The 18,191-nt window shown below is 69.2% G+C and carries 16 protein-coding genes; 8 read left to right on the forward strand and 8 right to left on the reverse strand.

Translation table 11 applies throughout. The features are described 5' to 3' along the window. Positions 1 to 32: 32 nt before the first annotated feature. Positions 33 to 581 carry a MarR family winged helix-turn-helix transcriptional regulator gene (locus ABT025_RS02790; RefSeq protein ID WP_350989074.1) on the forward strand — a complete coding sequence of 183 codons (549 nt, stop codon included), beginning with the start codon at positions 33 to 35 and terminating at the stop codon, positions 579 to 581. An 80-nt stretch (positions 582 to 661) separates the two neighbouring features. Here ABT025_RS02790 and ABT025_RS02795 read toward each other — a convergent pair whose 3' ends face one another. Next, positions 662 to 2,092, reverse strand: a complete 1,431-nt coding sequence (locus ABT025_RS02795) for a sugar porter family MFS transporter (protein ID WP_350989076.1) — start codon at positions 2,090 to 2,092, stop codon at positions 662 to 664. A 304-nt stretch (positions 2,093 to 2,396) separates the two neighbouring features. Between ABT025_RS02795 and ABT025_RS02800 the strand changes: the two genes are divergently transcribed. Together ABT025_RS02800 and ABT025_RS02805 are read left to right on the forward strand one after the other, a co-directional pair. After that, positions 2,397 to 3,443, forward strand: a complete 1,047-nt coding sequence (locus ABT025_RS02800) for a glucose 1-dehydrogenase (protein ID WP_350989078.1) — start codon at positions 2,397 to 2,399, stop codon at positions 3,441 to 3,443. Positions 3,444 to 3,720: 277 nt separating this feature from the next. After that, on the forward strand, positions 3,721 to 4,530 hold the full coding sequence (locus ABT025_RS02805; protein ID WP_350989080.1) for an acyltransferase: 810 nt from the start codon (positions 3,721 to 3,723) through the stop codon (positions 4,528 to 4,530). A gap of 130 nt (positions 4,531 to 4,660) precedes the next feature. Here ABT025_RS02805 and ABT025_RS02810 read toward each other — a convergent pair whose 3' ends face one another. The 4 genes from ABT025_RS02810 to ABT025_RS02825 all read right to left on the reverse strand — a co-directional run bounded on the left by ABT025_RS02810 (position 4,661) and on the right by ABT025_RS02825 (position 9,237). Then, positions 4,661 to 5,734 carry an NAD-dependent epimerase/dehydratase family protein gene (locus ABT025_RS02810; protein WP_350989082.1) on the reverse strand — a complete coding sequence of 358 codons (1,074 nt, stop codon included), beginning with the start codon at positions 5,732 to 5,734 and terminating at the stop codon, positions 4,661 to 4,663. Continuing rightward, the gene (locus tag ABT025_RS02815) at positions 5,731 to 6,447 is read right to left on the reverse strand and encodes an IspD/TarI family cytidylyltransferase (RefSeq protein WP_350989084.1); all 717 of its coding nucleotides are present in this window, start codon (positions 6,445 to 6,447) and stop codon (positions 5,731 to 5,733) included. The genes ABT025_RS02810 and ABT025_RS02815 overlap by 4 nt, the downstream gene beginning before the upstream one ends. Before the next feature lie 5 nt (positions 6,448 to 6,452). Continuing rightward, positions 6,453 to 8,165 carry a CDP-glycerol glycerophosphotransferase family protein gene (locus tag ABT025_RS02820; protein WP_350989086.1) on the reverse strand — a complete coding sequence of 571 codons (1,713 nt, stop codon included), beginning with the start codon at positions 8,163 to 8,165 and terminating at the stop codon, positions 6,453 to 6,455. Positions 8,166 to 9,003: 838 nt separating this feature from the next. Then, entirely contained in the window at positions 9,004 to 9,237 is a 234-nt protein-coding gene (locus ABT025_RS02825; RefSeq protein ID WP_350989088.1) for a hypothetical protein, read from the reverse strand. Between the two features lie 359 nt (positions 9,238 to 9,596). On the opposite strand from ABT025_RS02825, the gene ABT025_RS02830 reads away from it, so the two are divergent. Beyond that, complete coding sequence (locus ABT025_RS02830) at positions 9,597 to 10,790, forward strand: permease (RefSeq protein ID WP_350989423.1); 1,194 nt, start codon at positions 9,597 to 9,599, stop codon at positions 10,788 to 10,790. 180 nt (positions 10,791 to 10,970) lie between these two features. Here ABT025_RS02830 and ychF read toward each other — a convergent pair whose 3' ends face one another. Next, positions 10,971 to 12,059: a redox-regulated ATPase YchF gene (gene ychF / locus ABT025_RS02835; RefSeq protein WP_350989090.1), complete on the reverse strand. Its 1,089-nt coding sequence runs from the start codon at positions 12,057 to 12,059 to the stop codon at positions 10,971 to 10,973. A gap of 277 nt (positions 12,060 to 12,336) precedes the next feature. Here ychF and ABT025_RS02840 point away from each other — a divergent pair, with 277 nt between their 5' ends. Beyond that, positions 12,337 to 12,996 carry a DUF6542 domain-containing protein gene (locus ABT025_RS02840; RefSeq protein WP_502971879.1) on the forward strand — a complete coding sequence of 220 codons (660 nt, stop codon included), beginning with the start codon at positions 12,337 to 12,339 and terminating at the stop codon, positions 12,994 to 12,996. Between the two features lie 99 nt (positions 12,997 to 13,095). Here ABT025_RS02840 and ppgK read toward each other — a convergent pair whose 3' ends face one another. Together ppgK and ABT025_RS02850 are read right to left on the reverse strand one after the other, a co-directional pair. Further along, the gene (ppgK, locus tag ABT025_RS02845) at positions 13,096 to 13,833 is read right to left on the reverse strand and encodes a polyphosphate--glucose phosphotransferase (RefSeq protein ID WP_350989092.1); all 738 of its coding nucleotides are present in this window, start codon (positions 13,831 to 13,833) and stop codon (positions 13,096 to 13,098) included. A 92-nt stretch (positions 13,834 to 13,925) separates the two neighbouring features. Continuing rightward, positions 13,926 to 14,915: a 4-hydroxy-3-methylbut-2-enyl diphosphate reductase gene (locus ABT025_RS02850; protein ID WP_350989094.1), complete on the reverse strand. Its 990-nt coding sequence runs from the start codon at positions 14,913 to 14,915 to the stop codon at positions 13,926 to 13,928. Between the two features lie 74 nt (positions 14,916 to 14,989). On the opposite strand from ABT025_RS02850, the gene ABT025_RS02855 reads away from it, so the two are divergent. The 3 genes from ABT025_RS02855 to ABT025_RS02865 all read left to right on the forward strand — a co-directional run bounded on the left by ABT025_RS02855 (position 14,990) and on the right by ABT025_RS02865 (position 18,189). Further along, the gene (locus ABT025_RS02855) at positions 14,990 to 16,411 is read left to right on the forward strand and encodes an APC family permease (protein ID WP_350989096.1); all 1,422 of its coding nucleotides are present in this window, start codon (positions 14,990 to 14,992) and stop codon (positions 16,409 to 16,411) included. A gap of 199 nt (positions 16,412 to 16,610) precedes the next feature. Next, positions 16,611 to 17,822 (forward strand): exodeoxyribonuclease VII large subunit, encoded by a 1,212-nt coding sequence (gene xseA / locus ABT025_RS02860; protein WP_350989098.1) that lies wholly within the window; start codon positions 16,611 to 16,613, stop codon positions 17,820 to 17,822. 103 nt (positions 17,823 to 17,925) lie between these two features. Further along, entirely contained in the window at positions 17,926 to 18,189 is a 264-nt protein-coding gene (locus ABT025_RS02865) for an exodeoxyribonuclease VII small subunit (protein WP_350989100.1), read from the forward strand. The last annotated feature ends 2 nt before the right edge of the window (positions 18,190 to 18,191 follow it).

Genomic DNA, 18,191 nt, shown 5'->3' on the forward strand with positions numbered 1-18,191 from the left:
GAGATACCTTCCTTGGAAGCTATGATGAGGAAATGAGCGAAGCGCCGAACGAAGGCCTGCCGGGTTCCGCCGCCCCACGGCCCCTGGACCACGTGGCCCGCATCCAGGCCGAGTGGGCCCGCGAGCGCCCGGATCTCGATGTGCGCCCCCAGGGCGTGATCGGCCGCCTGCACCGGCTGGCCGGGCTGCTCACTGAGGAGCTCTGCGTGGTGTACCGCCGATTCGGTCTGAGCGAGGGCGAGTTCGATGTCCTGGCCGCGCTGCGCCGGGCCGGAGAACCGTTCGAACGGGCCCCGGGCGAACTGGCCACGCACACCATGGTCACCACCGGCGCGATGACGAAGCGCATCGACCGCCTGGAACGCTCCGGCCTGGTCACCCGCCGCCGGGCAGCAGGCGACGGCCGCGCCCGCGTGGTCGCCCTCACCCCCGCCGGACTCGACCTGATGGACCGGGCCTTCACCGAGCACATGCGCAACGAGCGCCGCCTCCTCGACACCCTGACCGCGGACGAGGCGGCAGCACTGGAGCCGCTGCTGACAGCATGGCTGGAGCGGGTGGAACCGCCGCGGAGCGGCTGAGCGCGGAGGGGCGCTGAGCGCGGAGCGACCGCGCACGGGCCGGCGTCAGCCCGGAGCGGCCGAGCACGGGCCGGCCGGCGTCAGCCCGGAGCCGGACCGGCCTGCGGACTCCGCCCGAAACGGCCCTGCAGAGCGGTGTCCACCTCGTCGAACTCGCGGTCGCGGGTCTCGGGCACATAGCGGCCGACGAACCACAGGGTGAACGCGACGACCGCGGCGAAGATCCAGAACGTCTCGCCCTGCCCGATCACATCGGCGAGCGGCAGGAATGCGAGGCTGACCACGAAGTTCGACGCCCAGTTCACCGCCGTGGACGCGGCCGAACCGGCGGCGCGGGCCGAGGGCGGGAAGAGCTCACCGATGAGCACCCAGAACACCGGACCGAGGCCCACGGCGAAGGAGGCGATGTAGATCACCATGAAAAGCAGCGACAGAACGGGTCCCAGGTCCACCACGTAGGAGAATCCCAGCAGAACGAGCATGGCCAGCATCCCCGTCAGGGAAATGAGCAGCAGGGGGCGTCGACCCATTCGGTCGACCAGCCTGATGGCCACCACCGTCATGATCAGGTTGATGGCCCCGATCGCCACCGAATAGAAGATTGAATTCGATGCCGAAAGCCCGGTCTTCTGAATGAGCGTCGGCGCGTAGTAGATGATCGTGTTGATTCCGCCGAACTGCTGCGCGGCCGCCAGGGTGAGGCCCACGATCAGTGCCGGCCGGACTCGGGGCGCCAGCAGGACCCGCCAGTCCGTCTTCTGCCCGCCCCGCTTCTCGTCCTCCCGCCGCCGCATGGCCTGTTCGACGACGTGCGTCGCCCGCGCTTCGCCGCTGACCGATTCGACGACCGCGCGGGCCTTGTCCACCTGGCCCCTGAGCACCAGCCACTGCGGCGATTCGGGCAGCAGCCACACCGTTCCCGCGACCATCAGCAGCGCCGGGACCGCGCCCACGGCGAACATCGCCCGCCACTGACCGCCGTCGGAGAAGGCAAGGTTGACGAGGTACGCGATCAGGATGCCGGTCGTGATCATGAGCTGATTGAGCGTGAGGAACCGCCCGCGCAACTCGGTCGGGGACACCTCCGAGAGATAGACCGGTACGGTCGCCGAGGCCGCCCCGACCGCCACGCCGAGGACGACGCGGCCGATCAGGAGCGCACCGTAGCCGGGGGCGAACACCAGAATCGCCGTCCCGCCGATGAAGACCAGCCCCTCGGCCGCCAGTGTTTTCCTGCGGCCCAGCCGGTCCGCCATCCGCCCGGCGCTCACCGCCCCGATCATGGCGCCGATGAGCAGCACGCTGACGACACTGCTCTGTTCGAAGGAACTGAGATCGAAGTCGCTCTTGATGTAGAGCAGCGCCCCGGATACGACACCGGTGTCGTATCCGAAAAGGAATCCGCCGAGCGCGATGCAGAACGCCCACAGGCGAATCTTCCGTACGCCCTCCGGGCGAATGTCCGACAGTGGCCCGCCCGTCCCCGGTTCCCTGGAATACGCCTGGACCATTTCGCATCCCTGTCATGTGTCGGCGTCCGGACCTGCGAGCCATTCTCCGACGAAGAGAATCACACCCCGGAGCGCACTGCCCGCCTGGCGATCCGATCGGACCAGGGCCGTTCCTCCCCGGGGCGACGAGGTGCTCCGCCGGTCTTGCAGGAGGGGGCCGCCCGCGCCGGCAGCCCCCTCCGCACCGCCGGCACCACGCCCCTCCCGGCGGTCATTCCAATGGGCTACCCCATGCGGCTGCCCCCGTCCGGTCACTGAACACTCAGCACTCACGGGACGCTGCGAACGCCAGGAGGTCGTGGACATGAAGGCCATCACCGTCGTACCCGGCAGGCCCGACCGGGTGGAGATCCTCGATGTCCCCGAACCCGGCCCGGAGCAGGGTTCGTTGCTCGTCGAAGGGCTGCTCCTCGGCATCTGCGGCACCGACATCGACATCGTCGACAAGGGTTACGGTGCGGCCCCGCCCGGTCAGGAGCGGCTGATCGTCGGGCACGAGTCCCTGGGGAGGGTGCTGGAGGCACCCGAGGGCAGCGGCCTGCGACCGGGAGACCTGGTCGCAGGAATCGTGCGACGCCCCGACCCCGTACCCTGCGGGCCGTGTTCGGTGGGCGAGTGGGACTTCTGCCACAACGGCCTCTACACCGAACGCGGCATCAAGGAGCTGAACGGCTTCGGCTCCCAGCGGTGGCGCAGCGATCCGCAGTACGTGGTCAGGGTCGACCCCGCCCTCGGTGACCGGGGCGTCCTGCTCGAACCCGTCTCCGTGCTCGCCAAGGCATGGGAACAGACCGAACGCATCCTGACCCGTTCCTCCTGGAAGCCGAAGGTCGCGCTCGTCACCGGCGCCGGGCCGATCGGCCTGTTCGCCGCCATGCTGGGCGTCCAGCGCGGCCTGGAGGTCCACGTACTCGACCTGAACGACAGCGGGCCCAAGCCGGAACTCGTCGCCGGCCTGGGTGGGACCTTCCACACCGGTGACGTCCGGGACATCGGCCTGGAACCCGACCTCGTCATCGAATGCACCGGTGCCGGCTCGCTGGTCTACGGACTGACGGAGGTCGTCGGCGCCGGTGCCGTCATCTGCCTGACCGGCATCTCCTCCGGCAGCCGGAAGGTCACCGTGGACCTGGAAGCGACCGCCCGGGACATGGTGCTGGAGAACACCGTCGTCTTCGGAACGGTCAACGCCGGCCGCCGCCACTACGAACAGGCCGCCGCCGCCCTCGCCGCGGCCGACCCGGCCTGGCTGGACCGCCTCATCACCCGCCGGGTACCGCTGAGCGGCTTCGCCGACGCCCTGCACAAGCGCAGCGACGACGTGAAGGTCGTCGTCGACCTGCAGGCCTGATATCCACGGCCCGGGGACCGCCCCAGGGGGCATCCTTGCGCGGCCGACAGCATTTGAATCGATATGCCCTGAAATACGAAGAATGTAAGCCGCTCGGCACAGGGGCTCGCGATCCGACAGGTGCCGTCACGACCGATGCCACGGCCGCGTTTGGTCCGATCACGCCAGGATTAAGTAACAGGGTCATCTGATAACTTAACCCGAGATCCCAAGCCGGAATGGAGGTACGAGGGGCAGGTCCGACCCTGAACCGGTCGAGGGCATCCCTCAGATCAAAATGCTGCAAGTGCGCAAACTCGAGCGTTACAAGGACGATCAGGGAAACGAGATCGTCTATGACGGAGAGATCCGTACAGAGAAGATCGATATCCGATTCAAGGGGTCGAACAACAAACTCGTCATCAGCCCCAAAGCGGATATCCAGGACCTACTCGTCACCTTCTCGGGAGACAACGGTCAGATAGACGTCGAGCAGACCACGAAGAAGCGCGCAGGTCTCCGCTTCGAACTGCGCTGCGGGCACGAGTCCCGGATCCGGATCGGCGAGAACGTGGGCTGCGCGGGCCGCACCTTCATCTCCGCCGTCGAAGGCGTGTCGGTGTCGATCGGCGCCGATGTGATGTTCGCCAAGAACATCGAGGTGCGCGGCGACGACACCCACCCGATCTTCGACGTGCGTACAGAGAAGCGCGTCAACCCGTCCCAGTCGATCGTCGTGGGCGAGCACGTCTGGATCGCGAAGCACGCGGTCGTGATGGGCGGCGTCACCATCGGCAACGGCTCGGTGATCGGCTTCCGCAGCGTCGTCACGAAGTCCATTCCCAACAACTGCACCGCCGTGGGATCACCGGCGCGAGTGGTGCGGCGGAACATCGCCTGGGAGCGTCCCGAGGTCGTTCCGCGCCGCCCGAACGAGCTGTATCCGCGCAAGGGCGAGAAGTCCACGCAGTACTGGAACCTCACCGACGACGACAGCGTTTCGGAGAAGATGGTGGTACGGCCGCTGCCGAAGGCGAAGCAGCGCCGGCTGACCCGTTTCCTTCCGGCTCCGGTGCGGCGACTGGCCAGGAAAATTCGATCTTCCTGAAGTGCCCGCTTCCGGCAGTTCAGTGACATTGCGCCACATGCCTCGGGCCCGGACTTCCGTCCGGGCCCGAGGCATGTGCGTCCTGGCGCTTTCCGCAGATCCGTGTCGGTGGCGTACCGGCGCGGATCCTCTAGAGGCCCGGGGCGCTCGACTCCAGATGGGTCACCATGCGGTTCAGACCGGTCGGCAGATCGACCACCGGGTTCCAGCCGAGTGCCGCAAGCCGCGTGCTGTCCAGGCCCTGCTTCTTGGTCAGGCTGTACGAGCGCGCGTCGGACTCGTTGGTGAAGCGGAGCTGCTGCCCACGCTCCGGACGCACCTCGGTGAAGAGCTCCGCCAGCCGCCGGATCGAGACCAGACCGGCCGGGTCCGCCACGTTGTAGGCGACCTGGTCACCACGGAGCAGCGTGTAGAACAGCCCCGCGATGGCGTCGGCCACGTAGGTGTAGGTCCGCACGCCGGAACCGTCGCTGTTGAGCACGATGTCCTTGCCGGCCACCACGTTCGCCGCGAAGTCGGCCTGCACGCGCCCGTCGTCGAGCGCCATGCCCGGCCCGTAGACGTGGCCGAACCTGACGACGTGGCTGTCGATGCCGTACTGCGCCTGGTAGGTCGCGCAGATCGTCTCCGCCGCGCGCTTCCCCTCGGCGTAGCAGGCCCGCGGGTTGAGGATGTCGAACCCGCCGTAGCTCTGCTCGTCGATGAGCTCGGTCTCCGGGGCCTGGGCACCGTAGACCTCCGCCGACGACATCAGCAGGAATCCGCGGCTGGCCTTCTCCACACAGAGGTCGAGCAGGTTGAACGTGCCCAGCAGGTTCGCCTTGATCGTCATGACCGGCTGGCTGCCGTGCAGGGCGGGCCGCGCGGCGCTCGCCCCGTGGATCACGTAGTCGACGGGACCGGGCAGCTCCAGCGGAGCCGACACGTCCTGGACCACGAGGTGGAAGTCAGGGCGGTCGAGCACGTCCGCGAGCAGCCGCCTGGCCTTCTCCTCGTTCCGCACCAGGCCGTGCACGGTGATGCCCGCGCCGTGCCGGTCGTTCAGTGCGAGGAGGGTGTAGACGACGTACGACGGCAGCATGCCGCTCGCACCCGTGACCAGCACGGTGCGGCCGGACAGCTCGCTCCACGGCAGGTCGCGGTCAAGGATCTCGTCGAGGTCGTGCGCCACGACCGGGCTGGAGACGGTGGTCAATGGAATCACGTACCCACGATCTGCTGGTTCTCAAGGATCTCGAAGAACGTCCGGCAGAGGTAGAAGTCCTCGGCCGTCGTGATCTTGATGTTCGAGCGGGGGCCGACCACGCGGTAGATCTTGCGACCGTACTTGTGCATGAGGGAGCACGAGTCGATGGTGTCGTGCTCGTCCTCCGCGACCGCCCGGTCGTACAGCGAGAGGATCTCGCCGAGCCGGAAGCTCTGCGGGGCCTGCGCGGCGTAGATGTGGTCGCGCGGGATCACGTCGTCGATGTGCTCGTGCTCACTCGACACCACGGTCTCGTTGAACTTGGTGCAGGTGATGGCCGAGCCGTGCTCACGCACCGTCTCGATGTTGGCGGTGATCAGCTTCGCGTCGATCAGCGGCCGCACGCCGTCGTGGATCAGCACGACGGTGTCGTCGGGGCACTCCGCGGCGACCGTCGAGAGCGCCTTGTGCCGCGACTCCTGACCGGTCGCGCCGCCGTCGATGATCCACTTGACCTTCTGGATCTCGTACCGCTTCAGCAGCTTCTCCATGTACTCGCGGTACTCGGCGAGTATCGCGATGGCGATGCTGTCTATCTCGGGGTGCGACTCGAAGTGCTCGAGGGTGTGGATGATGATCGGCTTGCCGTTGACCTCCAGAAACTGCTTCGGGAGGGCACGGGAGTTCATCCTCGAGCCGATACCGCCGGCAAAAAGCAAAGCAACGTTCATTGTGTCTATTCCTCCGACTGGTCGCTGAGCGGCTGGTCAGCCACCGTCGTGTCGTCCGGTACGGGGTCGAGCCAGCGATGCTGGCCACCCGTCTCCCTGCCACCGTGATCTCCGACAACCAGCCAGTCGATCACGCGGTCCGCCGAGTTGGTGTCGACGTAGTCGAAGTTCTCCCGGCGGAACTCCTCGACCTTCGAAAGGTCGAAGTCCTCGTCCTGCAGGGCCTTGAGCAAGTCGTCGAAAGTCACGCAGATCGTGCCGGGGGCGACGGAGTCGTAGTCCCGGTGGAATCCGCGGATCACCGAATACGTGTCCTTGTCGTACGCGAAGAACAGGATCGGCTTGTCGAGCAGCGTGTACTCGTAGATGACCGACGAGTAGTCCGTGACGAGCACGTCGGTCACATGCAGCAGGTCGTTGGTGTCGGGGAACGACGCGAAGTTCACCAGCCGGTCCGTGTACTCGTCCGGGATCGGCGGGGCCTCCGTGATGAAGTGGTGCATCCGGAAGAGCACGACGTACTTGTCGCCGCAGACCTCGTAGAGCTTCTCCCAGTCGATGCGGTCGTAGTCGTAGTGCGCGTCCCCGATGCTCTTCCCGCGGAAGGTCGGCGCGAACAGCACGATCTTCTTGCCCCGGAGCTGCGGGTAGGAGTCGAAGAAGTCGTCCTTGACCTTCTGGGAGTGCTCCTCGTTGAGGAACGTGTCAATGCGCGGCAGACCGGTCGGCACGACGGCCGACTCCTCGATGCCGAACGCCTCGGCGTACACCGGCACCAGGTGCTTGGACCCGGTGATGACGTAGGTGTACTTGCGGTGGGCGTTGGAGAGCTTCGGCGAACCGTACTTGCCGAACCGGCTGTAGCCGACGGCCTTGAAGCCGCTTCCCGCGTGCCAGAGCTGGATGATCTTCGTCTCCGGCGAAATGCTCAGATTTCCGAGAAGACCGAAGTAGTCGTCCATCAGCACGGTGTCCGACGTCGCCAGGCGATAGATGAGGCGGAGCGTGCTCCACTTGTTCGCCGTCGCCGGTATTCGGAACGAGTGGCTGAACTCGTACTTCTTGTCGAGGTCGCGCTCGATCATCCGGTCGTGGACGCGGGCCAGGTTGCCACCGAGGCCGGTGCGCATTTCGGAGGCGAACAGGATCCGGTTGCCACGCGGCGGATTCAGGCGGCGCGCGGTCCAGTAGAAGCGCTGAGCGATCTTGCGGCGTCGTGCCCGCGGAAATACCTTCAGCCCTATTCGCTTGCCGAGCGGCTTCTTCTTCGCCGGCTTCTTGCCCGGCCCCGCGCTGCGGAACAACTGGTACGTACGCATAAGGAAGTCGGGACTGTCCAAGTCATCCGAAATTCCGAACGCGATGACGTACACGGAGCGGTTGCGGTCGTAGAGGAAGGTACGGGAACAGACGTCGAGTTCGTCCGTGGCCGTGAGGTCGAAGTCAGCGGCAGGCAGCCGCTCATCACCGATCACCGGGACGATCCGCCATGTGCCGTTGGGCACCTGACGCCGGTTCTCGAAGTTGGTGACGTTGATCTCCAGGCGATGCTGTTCGGCGTCGATCTGCCGAGCGTTCACCGGGAATTCGCGCTCGTTGTCAACAATCAGGAAGCGGAGAGCACTAGGATCTCCAGTGAAGTCCGAGACCGTCACATCGAGCGTGAGGTGCACACGCTCCCAGGAAATCGCCGCTATCGAGCAACGCGCCATCGTCATCCTTCCGTTCGTGAACCGTCGTGCCTTCTACGAGGCATGCGCGACGGCTACGGAGCCTGCCGGCGTCAGATGAGACGGTTATCGGAGCATAGCGTACCGACGTACGCCAGCCCGAAGCCCAGACGGGCGGCCACCGCCCCGGAACCACGGCCGAGCACGCCCATCCCGCCCTTCCCACAGGGCCTTCTCCATCTGCGCTGCCGCCTTCGTCACACAACGGTCCGGACTCCGCATGGCAACACCAACTGGTGCGTCGACGGCTTGCCTGCGGCTATATACCTGGATAAACCCCCTTTACCGTACTGCGAACAACAGTTGCTTCCTTCCGGGCACCGCATCGGCGATTTCGCACCGTAACGAACCGCATACTCTTAGCAGCGCGCATTCATCCCTCGCCCGGCTTTGAAGTCCGCCCGAAGGCGGCCCGGCCGAGGCGGCATTCGACGGAGCCGGGGAAGTGCGCCCACCCGGCGACCTGCCCCCGGCCGACACCGGTCGGGCCGGCCTCGCGCCCCTTCCGCAAGCCACGACGCACCAGCTCAAGGCGCTACGCGTGCCACCCGTCCCGCTCCCCGAGACGGAACCCACCGACGCCCGGCACCGCACCTCGGCCGACGGCACGGCCCTCCCGCCCGCACAAGCCGCCGTCCAGGACGGCGCACTTGGCCGAAGTGAACTCCGCCACACCGGCCGAAGTGGCGGAGTTCACACGGTCCCGGCGGACCCCCCGCACCCGTCCACACCCGTCCGAGCCGCTGCAACCGGTGGAGTCGGCCTCGTCACGGAGCACCGCTCCCCGGGGCGGCCGGCGCCGCCATCTTCACCCCCCGGGAACGGGCTACGGCGAGCGACACACGGGCGGCACGGGCGGCACGTCCGGCACGGGCGGCACGTCCGGCACGGGCGGCACGTCCGGCACGGGCGGCACGTCCGGCACGGGCGGCACGGACGGCACGTCCGGCACGTCCGGCACGTCCGGCACGGACGGCACGTCCGGCACGTCCGGCACGGGCGGCACGGACGGCACGTCCGGCACGGACGGCACGTCCGGCACGGACGGCACGGACGGCACGGACGGCACGGACGGCACGGGCGGGCACGGGCGGCACGGGCGGCACGTCCGGCACGGGCGGCACGGGCGGGCACGGGCGGGCACGGGCGGCACGGGCGGCACGTCCGGCACGGGCGGCACGGGCGGGCACGGGCGGGCACGGGCGGCACGGGCGGGCACGGGCGGGCACGGGCGGCACGGGCGGGCACGGGCGGGCACGGGCGGCACGGGCGGCACGATCGGGCACGGGCGGCGCCCCGATCGGGCCCACGGGGGCTCAGCCATGTGGCGCCCCCACGCCCGCCCGCTCCACGACACCGCTCCGGCGCCACGTGTCGGTGAGCCCTCCGACGCTGCCGCCTTGGAAGGGTTCAGGGATGATCCACGCCGTGCTGCACGCACTGACGGTCGCCGGTTCCATGGCCTGGGAAATGGCCTGGGCCCTGATCCTGGGCTTCGCCCTGTCCGCCGTCGTCCAGGCTGTCGTCCGAAAATCCACGGTCGTCTCCCTGCTCGGCGACGACCGCCCCCGCACTCTCGCCATCGCCGCCGGCCTCGGCGCGGCCTCCTCCTCCTGCTCGTACGCCGCGGTCGCCCTGGCCCGCTCCCTGTTCCGCAAGGGCGCGAACTTCACCGCGGCAATGGCCTTCGAACTGGCCTCCACCAACCTGGTCATCGAACTGGGAGTCATCCTCGCCCTGTTGATGGGCTGGCAGTTCACCGCGGCGGAATTCGTCGGCGGCCCCCTCATGATCGTCTTCGTGGCCGTGCTGTTCCGGCTGTTCCTGCGCGACCGGCTCCTTCGCCAGGCACGCGAGCAGGCCGACCGAGGACTCGCCGGTTCGATGGAGGGCCACGCAGCGATGGACATGTCCGTCCAGCGCAAGGGGTCCTTCTCACAGCGGTTGCTGTCCCGCGAGGGCTTCACCGCCACCAGCAACGTCTTCGTCATGGAATGGGCGGCGATCCTGCGCGACCTGGTGATCGGGCTGCTCATCGCCGGCGCCGTCGCCGCCTGGGTCCCCGACTCGTTCTGGCGCGCCTTCTTCTTCGAGGATCACCCGCTGGCCTCGAAACTGTGGGGCCCGCTCATCGGCCCGCTGGTCGCGAGCGTCTCGTCCGTCTGCTCCGTCGGCAATGTGCCGCTCGCCCTGGTGCTGTGGAAGAGCGGGATCAGCTTCGGAGGCGTCATCGCGTTCATCTTCGGCGACCTGCTGATCCTGCCGATCCTCAACATCTACCGGAAGTACTACGGGGCGAGGACGGCCCTGTTCCTCTTCGGCACCTTCTACGTCGCCATGGTCATCGCCGGATACATCGTCGAGCTCGTCTTCGGCGGCCTCGGCCTCGTACCCGACCGGGCCGACGCCAGGATCCCCGGGGAGGGAGGGGGGATCACCTGGAACTACACGACCTACTTGAACATCGTCTTCCTGGCCCTGGCCGCCGCACTCCTGATCCGGTTCGTCCGCACCGGCGGCATGGGCATGCTCCGCATGATGGGCGGCGCGCCCGAAGCCGACGGCGCAGAACATGCGCAGCACGGCTGCGGGATGAGCGGCCGCGAGGACTGACACCACGGGACGGGCATCCTCCGGTGCTCCACGGGGCGGACCTGCGCGAGGCGGGACACTCCGCCGTCGGCCGGGCAGGCCATCCCCGTACGAAGAAGCGAAGGGGCCCGACTCCAAGGAATCGGGCCCCTTCCGACCTGCATGTACGCCACACAGCCGACGCGGCGCTGCTTCACGCGCTCACACGTTGAAGCGGAACTCCACCACGTCCCCGTCCTGCATGACGTAGTCCTTGCCCTCCATGCGCGCCTTGCCCTTGGCGCGGGCCTCGGCGACCGAGCCCGTCTCGACCAGGTCGTCGAAGGAGATGATCTCCGCCTTGATGAAGCCCTTCTGGAAGTCGGTGTGGATCACACCGGCCGCCTCGGGGGCCGTGGCGCCCTTCTTGATCGTCCAGGCGCGGGTCTCCTTCGGGCCTGCCGTGAGGTAGGTCTGCAGACCGAGGGTGTCGAAGCCGACGCGGCCGAGGGTGGCGAGGCCGGGCTCCTCCTGGCCCATCGACTGGAGGAGTTCCAGGGCCTCGTCGTCGTCGAGCTCGATCAGCTCGGACTCGATCTTGGCGTTCAGGAAGATGGCCTCGGCCGGGGCGACCAGGGCGCGCTGCTCGTTCTTGAAGTCCTCGTCGACCAGCTCGTCCTCGTCGACGTTGAAGACGTAGAGGAAGGGCTTGGTGGTCAGCAGGTGCAGCTCGTGGAGCAGGCGGCCCTTCTCGGTGCCGGCGGTGATGCCCGCGTGGAAGAGGGTGTCGCCCGCTTCCAGGATCTTCTGGGCCTCCTCGACCGCGGCCAGGACCGCCACCTTCTCCTTCTGGAGGCGGGCCTCCTTGGTGAGGCGGGGGACGGCCTTCTCGACGGACTGGAGGTCGGCGAGGATCAGCTCGGTGTTGATCGTCTCGATGTCGTCCTTGGGCGAGACCTTGCCGTCGACGTGGACGACGTTCTCGTCCTTGAAGGCGCGGATGACCTGGCAGATCGCGTCCGACTCACGGATGTTCGCGAGGAACTTGTTGCCCAGGCCCTCGCCCTCGCTCGCACCGCGCACGATGCCCGCGATGTCGACGAAGTCGACCGTCGCCGGGAGCAGCTTCTGGGAGCCGAAGATCTTCGCGAGCGTGTTCAGCCGCGGGTCGGGGACCCCGACGACGCCGACGTTCGGCTCGATCGTGGCGAACGGGTAGTTGGCCGCCAGCACGTCGTTCTTGGTCAGGGCGTTGAAAAGGGTCGACTTGCCGACATTCGGCAGACCGACGATTCCGATCGTGAGCGACACGGTGGCGACTTCCCTAGGGGGTGGACGGGCTCGAATGGACGTCGGGCCCGGGTGGGCCGATTCTCCAGTTTACGGGCGGGGGCGGGCGGCCGGTCACGGGTCGGGGCGGGTACGGAATCGGTGCCGGTCCCGTAGGCGGTCCAGGTGAGGGGCGGGGGCGGAAATCAGGGCGGAATCGGTTCCCGTTGGGCCGTGTGGCATCGAACTCGTCGCCAAGGTCGACCAAAGCGCGTGTCCCGCACCCGCTTCCGCCCGTCCGGCGACCTACGTTGTCCCGGTGGAGCAGCACAGGACACGTCCCCCGCAGCGCAGGCAGACCCGGCCGGCCCCCCTGTCCCCGCTCGGGACGAAGGAAGCCGGGGGATCCGAGGGATCAGTCGCCGACAGCGCGGCCGTCTACCGAGTGACGAGGGCGCCGGCAGGCCGGGCCCGCCCGGTGGCGCCTGCCGTGCTCGCCTTGCGGCGGCTGCCCAATCCCCGGCTGACCGGTATCGGAGCCGGGCTCTTCGCGGCCGCCGTCATGTTCGTGATCGGCTGCGCGGACTGGCTGCTGTTCGACGCCTCGTCCGCCGTGTTCGGTGTGCTGTTCCTGCCGGTCAGCGCGCTGACCGCGCTCTGGGTGCGGCCAGCCGACCTGGTGACCGCGCCGATCAGCGTGCCGATCGCGTTCGCCGTCGGCATCATCCCGATCTCCGGCGGCACGGGCGGCTTCGGCGGACAGACCATGGCTGTCGTCACGGCGCTCGCGGTCCACGCCGGCTGGCTGTACGGCGGCACGCTCGTGGCCGGTCTCATCGCGACCGTACGGAAGGTCCGCCTGATGCGGGCCAGGCAGCGGCGGATGCTGCTGGCCGCGCAGACCGCGCGGCCGGCCGGGCAGCCGTCACCGTCGCCGCGGCCCGCCGGACGCACCCCGCGGCGCCCGTCCCAGCGCTGAGGACTGCCCCGGAGGACCGGAGAAGCCGGAGGCAGCTCGGCAGCCCGCAGCCGCCTCTGTCCCCGAGGGCCGCCCGAGGACCGGAGGACCCGAGGCGCCTCAGCGGCCCGCAGCCGCCATCGCCGCACCCACGATGCCCGCGTTGTTCTGCAGTTCCGCGGGCACCATCTCGGCCCGCACGTGCTCGATGAGCGGCAGGAACTTCTCGGCCTTGCGGCTGACCCCGCCGCCGATGATGAACAGCTCGGGCGAGAACAGCATCTCCACATGGGCCAGGTACTTCTGCACCCGGTGAGCCCAGTGGTGCCAGCTCAGGTCCTCGTCCTCCTTGGCCTTGGTGGAGGCGTGCTTCTCCGCGTCGTGGCCGTGCAGCTCCAGATGGCCCAGCTCCGTGTTGGGCACCAGCCGGCCGTCGATGAATAGGGCGCTGCCGATCCCCGTACCGAGCGTCAGCACGATGACCGTGCCCTTGCGGTCCCGGCCCGCGCCGAAGGTCATCTCGGCGATACCGGCCGCGTCCGCGTCGTTCAGGACGGTGACCGGGAGGCCGAGCTTGTCGCCGAGCAGGGTGCGGGCGTCCAGGTCGACCCAGCCCTTGTCGACATTGGCCGCGGTACGGGTCAGGCCGTCGGTGACGACACCCGGGAAGGTGATGCCCACCGGCCCCTTCCAGTCGAAGTGGCCGACGACCTCGGCCACGCTCGCCGCCACGTCCTTGGGAGTGGCGGGGTGCGGGGTGAGTACTTTGTGGCGTTCCTGCGCCAGGTCTCCGCGGTCCAGGTCCACGGGAGCACCCTTGATCCCGGATCCGCCGATATCCACGCCGAAGATCTCCATGTGATCCACGGTACGGGCACCGGGCGCCGCTCACTTCCTGGAACGGAAAACCGGACGGACGCGTGCTGCTCCCGCGAACGCCCCGCCAGGCCCTATTCCGCGGACAGGGCCGCCGCCTCCGCGCGCAGGTCGCGGCGGAGCTCCTTGGGCAGTGAGAACACGATGGACTCCTCGGCCGCCTTGACGATCTCCACGTCCTCGAAGCCCCGCTCGGACAGCCAGGCCAGGACCCCGTCGACCAGCACCTCGGGAACGGACGCGCCGGAGGTGACCCCGACCGTGGAGACGCCCTCCAGCCAGGCCTCGTCGATCTCGTCGGCGGAGTCGACGAGGTGGGAGTCGCCCGCACCCGCGCCGAGCGCGACCTCGACCAGACGGACCGAGTTCGAGGAGTTCTTCGAGCCGACGACGATCACCAGGTCGGCGTCCGCACCCATCTGCTTCACCGCGATCTGGCGGTTCTGCGTGGCGTAGCAGATGTCGTCGCTGGGCGGCGAGATCAGGAGCGGGAACTTCTCCTTGAGCGCGCCGACGGTCTCCATCGTCTCGTCGACCGAGAGCGTGGTCTGGGAGAGCCAGACGACCCGGGAGGGGTCGCGCACCTCGACGTTCGCGACGTCCTCGGGGCCGTCGACCAGGGTGATGTGGTCGGGGGCCTCGCCGGAGGTGCCGATGACCTCCTCGTGGCCCTCGTGGCCGATCAGGAGGATGTCGAAGTCGTCCTGCGCGAAGCGGACGGCCTCCTTGTGGACCTTGGTGACGAGGGGGCAGGTCGCGTCGATCGTGGCGAGCTTCCGCTCGGCCGCCTCCTCGTGCACGGTCGGTGCGACGCCGTGCGCGGAGAACATGACGATCGAGCCCTCGGGGACCTCCGCCGTCTCCTCGACGAAGATCGCGCCCTTCTTCTCCAGGGTCTGTACGACGTACTTGTTGTGGACGATCTCGTGGCGAACGTAGACCGGGGAGCCGTACTGCTCCAGGGCCTTCTCCACGGCGATCACGGCACGGTCCACGCCCGCGCAGTAGCCACGGGGAGCGGCGAGCAGGACGCGGCGGGGTGTCGTAGCAGTCATGCGTCCCATCGTAAGGCCGTACCGAACAGGCGCGGGGACGGCGGGGTCGGGAGACTGATCTTCACGCGACCAACGGAGGGCTCATGGCCGGCAGCGGTACGGATTCCGGCGGCGACGGCAGCGGCGGCGGCGACAGCGGCAGCACCACGGACCGCGCGGGGCTGCGGCGGACCCTGGGATTCCGCGACCTGGTCGTCTACGGGCTCCTCTTCATCGCCCCGATGGCCCCCGTCGGCGTCTTCGGCACCCTCGACGCGAAGTCCGACGGGGCCGTGGCGCTGGTGTACATCGCCGCGACCGTCGTCATGGCCTTCACCGCCTTCAGTTACGCCCAGATGGTGCGGGTGGCCCCCCTGGCGGGTTCCGTCTTCGCGTACGCGCGCAAGGGGCTCGGTGAGGGGCCGGGTTTCATCGCCGGGTGGATGGCGATGCTCGACTACCTGCTGATCCCCGCGGTCGCCTATCTCTTCTCCGGGATCGCGATGAATTCGCTGGTGCCAGAGGTGTCGCGGTGGGTGTGGACCGCGCTGGCGGTGGTCCTCACCACCCTGCTCAACCTCTGGGGCGTGCGGGCCGCGGCCCGGGTCGGTTTCGCGGTGCTCGCGATGGAGATCGTGGTGCTGCTGGTGTTCATGGTGTCCGCGGTGGTGGTACTCGTACAGGACGGGGCGCAGCGCGGCTGGCTGACGCCGCTCACCGGGGATTCCGGGTTCTCCGCGGCGGCGGTGCTGGGCGCGGTGTCCGTGGCGGTGCTCTCGTATCTGGGCTTCGATGCCATCGCCTCGTTCGCGGAGGAGGTGACGGGCGGTTCGGAGAAGGTGGCGCGGGCGGTGCTGTTCTGCCTGGTGCTCGCGGGGGTGCTGTTCGTGGCACAGGGATATCTGGCCGCGCTCCTCGAGCCGATGACGTCGGCGGAGCTGGCCGCCGATCCGGCCGCGCAGGGATCGGCGTTCTACGACACGGTGGATTCCGCGGTCGGGTCCTGGCTGCACGATCTGGTGGCCGTCAGCAAGGCGATCGGGGCGGCGTTCGCGGCACTGGCGGGGCAGGCAGCCGCGGGGCGGCTGCTGTTCGCGATGGCACGGGAGCGCCGACTGCCCGCGCTGCTGTCCAAGGTCGATCCGAGCTCGGGGGTGCCGCGGATCGCGATCCTGATCGCGGCGGTCGTGACGCTGGTCGCGGCGGTGTGGGCGGCCCGGCGGGACGACGGTCTGGATCACCTGGTGTCGGTGGTGGACGTCGGGGCGCTGACCGCGTTCGTCCTGCTCCACGCGTCGGTGGTCGGCTGGTTCGCGGTGCGGCGGATGGAGGGGCCGCCGGTCTGGTGGCGGCACGTCCTGATCCCGGTGGTGGGTGCCGGGGTGCTGATCGCGGTGATCGTTGAGGCGACGACGAGCGCTCAGGTGGTGGGCGCGTGCTGGCTGGCGGTGGGGTTGGTGGTGCTGGTGTTGCAACGCGGGCGCCGGGTGGGTGACGTGAGGGACGGTTCGGGCCCGATGGCGTGAGGGACGAGGAACGGCTCGGGCCCGGCCCCCGCCGTGCGGTGAGGGACGGCTCGGCCGTGCGGGGCACTGGGCATGCTCTTCGCCACGCGGCCGTGCGGGGCGCTGTCCGGTCCCGGCCGCGCGGCCGTGCGGCGAGGCCCGGCCCGGTCCTTGCCGCGCGGCCGCCCTCTTGTCGGTGCCGACGGATACGCTCGCTCGCATGGCCCTCCAAACTTCCCCGGAAGCTCCGCTGCCCGTCGGTGACGTGTCACGGCTGATCGGTGGCTGGATCGACAGGCTCGGCGCCGTCTGGGTCGAGGGGCAGATCACTCAGCTGTCGCGGCGGCCGGGTGCCGGAGTGGTGTTCCTGACACTGCGCGACCCGTCGCACGACATCTCGGTGAGCGTGACGTGCTTCCGGCAGGCCTTCGACCGGATCGCGGACGTGGTGACGGAGGGGGCGCGGGTCGTCGTCCTCGCGAAGCCCGAGTGGTACGCGCCCCGCGGCCAGCTCTCACTGCGGGCCACGGAGATCCGGCCGGTCGGCATCGGCGAGCTGCTGGTCCGGCTGGAGCAGCTCAAGAAATCCCTGGCCTCGGAGGGCCTCTTCGCGCTCGACCGCAAGAAGCCGCTGCCCTTCCTGCCCCAGCTGATCGGGCTCGTCTGCGGACGCGCGTCGGCGGCCGAGCGCGATGTGCTGGAGAACGCGCGCCGCCGGTGGCCCGCCGTCCGCTTCGAGGTGCGCAACACCGCGGTGCAGGGGGTGCACGCGGTGAACCAGGTGGTCCGCGCGGTCAAGGAGCTCGACGCCGTCGACGAGGTGGACGTGATCGTCGTGGCGCGCGGCGGGGGCAGTGTGGAGGACCTGCTGCCGTTCTCGGACGAGGAGCTGATCCGTACGGTCGCCGCCTGCCGCACCCCGGTCGTCTCGGCGATCGGGCACGAGCCGGACTCCCCTCTGCTCGACCTCGTCGCCGACGTGCGGGCCTCCACGCCCACGGACGCGGCGAAGAAGATCGTGCCCGATGTGGGCGAGGAGCTGGACCGGGTGCAGCAGCTGCGGGACCGGGCGCTGCGGACGGTACGGGGGCTGCTCGACCGGGAGGAGCGGGGCCTGGCCCACGCGCTGGGGCGGCCTTCCATGGAGCACCCGCAGCGGATGGTGGACGAGCGCGCCTCGGAGATCGACGCGCTGATCGGGCGCGGGCGGCGGGTGCTGGGCCATCTGCTGGACCGCGCGGACTCGGAGCTCGCCCACACCCGGGCCCGGGTGGTCGCGCTGTCGCCGGCGGCGACTCTTGAGCGCGGGTACGCGGTGCTCCAGCGGGCGGACGGGCACGTGGTCCGGGACCCGGCCGACGCGGGCGCCGCCGGGGACGCGCTGCGGGCCCGGGTGTCGGGCGGCGAATTCGTGGTGCGGGTCGCCGAGTGAGCGACATCGCCGAGCGCGCAACACCTTCCGGGCGCGTGCACGGGCGCCCGAAGGCCGGCCGGGGCCGGAAGTGACGGACATGCCGACGCATAAGGTGGATCACATGACGGACGACGGGACGACGGCTGCGGCCACGGGCACGCTCGGGTACGAGCAGGCGCGCGACGAGCTGATCGAAGTGGTGCGCCGGCTGGAGGCGGGCGGGACCTCGCTGGAGGACTCCCTCGCGCTGTGGGAGCGCGGCGAGGAGCTGGCGAAGGTGTGCCGGCACTGGCTGGAGGGCGCGCGCGCCCGTCTCGACGCGGCACTGGCACGACCTGCCGACCCTGCGGGAGACGCCGGGGACACGGCGGACGACGCGGGCTGACG

This window comes from Streptomyces sp. NPDC002809, assembly GCF_040295435.1.
GTDB lineage: Bacteria > Actinomycetota > Actinomycetes > Streptomycetales > Streptomycetaceae > Streptomyces.

Coding starts and splice junctions, on each gene's coding strand:
- ABT025_RS02790 (WP_350989074.1), top strand. CDS start 33: ATGAGCGAAGCGCCGAACGAAGGCCTGCCGGGTTCCGCCGCCCCACGG.
- ABT025_RS02795 (WP_350989076.1), bottom strand. CDS start 2,092: ATGGTCCAGGCGTATTCCAGGGAACCGGGGACGGGCGGGCCACTGTCG.
- ABT025_RS02800 (WP_350989078.1), top strand. CDS start 2,397: ATGAAGGCCATCACCGTCGTACCCGGCAGGCCCGACCGGGTGGAGATC.
- ABT025_RS02805 (WP_350989080.1), top strand. CDS start 3,721: ATGCTGCAAGTGCGCAAACTCGAGCGTTACAAGGACGATCAGGGAAAC.
- ABT025_RS02815 (WP_350989084.1), bottom strand. CDS start 6,447: ATGAACGTTGCTTTGCTTTTTGCCGGCGGTATCGGCTCGAGGATGAAC.
- ABT025_RS02820 (WP_350989086.1), bottom strand. CDS start 8,165: ATGACGATGGCGCGTTGCTCGATAGCGGCGATTTCCTGGGAGCGTGTG.
- ppgK (WP_350989092.1), bottom strand. CDS start 13,833: ATGGAGATCTTCGGCGTGGATATCGGCGGATCCGGGATCAAGGGTGCT.
- ABT025_RS02850 (WP_350989094.1), bottom strand. CDS start 14,915: ATGGGACGCATGACTGCTACGACACCCCGCCGCGTCCTGCTCGCCGCT.
- ABT025_RS02855 (WP_350989096.1), top strand. CDS start 14,990: ATGGCCGGCAGCGGTACGGATTCCGGCGGCGACGGCAGCGGCGGCGGC.
- xseA (WP_350989098.1), top strand. CDS start 16,611: ATGGCCCTCCAAACTTCCCCGGAAGCTCCGCTGCCCGTCGGTGACGTG.
- ABT025_RS02865 (WP_350989100.1), top strand. CDS start 17,926: ATGACGGACGACGGGACGACGGCTGCGGCCACGGGCACGCTCGGGTAC.